Source organism: Luteolibacter pohnpeiensis (assembly GCF_016595435.1).
Lineage (GTDB): Bacteria > Verrucomicrobiota > Verrucomicrobiia > Verrucomicrobiales > Akkermansiaceae > Luteolibacter > Luteolibacter pohnpeiensis.
The window spans coordinates 1-1,063 of record NZ_JAENIJ010000132.1 but is presented as its reverse complement, the minus strand read 5'-3'; the positions used below and the strand labels follow the sequence as shown (position 1 = coordinate 1,063).

Here is a 1,063-nt window from a genome sequence, read left to right as displayed (position 1 = left end):
CAACGGATTACCCATCCCGTCTTCCGATACCTCCAGTTATTGCAAAGCCCGCGGCCGTCTGAACATCCACTTTCTCAATGCCATCCATCAACGCCTCCGCAGCCATCTTTCCAGCCGCATCACTTCGGAAAATCAATGGCATGGCCTCACCCTCATGGCCATGGACGGCAGCTCGGTTCATTTCATGGACACTGAGGAAAACCAGCTTCTTTATCCGCAACCCTCCGTCCAAAAAAACGGCAGCGGCTTTCCTACGATGGGCATCGTAGGACTGCTCAACCTCGGCCACGGCGGCTGGGAACATATCGAAACCTGCCCCCATACCCGGCACGACACCAAGGCCGCCGCCACCCTTGCCACCCATCTAAAAACCGGCGATCTCCTCCTCGCCGACCGCGCCTTCTGCTCCTACGAACTCATCGCCCGCTGCCTCGGACAAGGTGCCCACATCCTCATGCGGCTTCACCAAGTCCGCGCCAAATCGCTCGATTGGAAAAAAGGCAAACGTCTTTCCTCCTACGAACGCCTGGTTACCTGGCAGCGACTCCAGCAGCCGGGCGGCAGCGATCTCACCCGCGAAGAATGGAACGCACTACCCGCCACGCTCGAACTGCGCCTCATCAAACTCCGTTATGAAAACCGTGCCCGTGAAAAGAGCGAACTCATCGTCGTCACCACTCTAACAGATCCTGTTAGATACTACGGCATCGAGCTCGCCGACCTCTATGCAAGACGCTGGGATATCGAGCTCAAGCTACGCGATTTTAAAACCACCCTCGGCATGGAACGCTTCGCCGTGAAGACACCTGATATGGCCCACAAAACCCTCTGGATGAGCATCATCGCCTTCAATCTCATTCGCAGCCTCATGCAGCGCGCCGCCACAGTCGACGCCATACCTGTCTGGCACATTAGCTTCAAAGGCGTGCTCGATCTGGTCACCGCCAGTCACGAAGGCTTCCGCAAGCATGCCGGAAAGCCCCGGAAGCGGAAAGAAGCGTTCAATCGTTTCATCGGCATCTGTGCGACCAAACGCATCGACCTCCGCCCGTTCCGGAGCGAA

1 protein-coding gene is annotated in these 1,063 nt (G+C 57.4%); it reads left to right on the top strand.

Annotated elements, in window-relative coordinates:
- A partial coding sequence (locus JIN85_RS20565; protein ID WP_200274383.1) for an IS4 family transposase occupies nt 1-1,063 on the top strand: 1,063 nt, incomplete at both ends.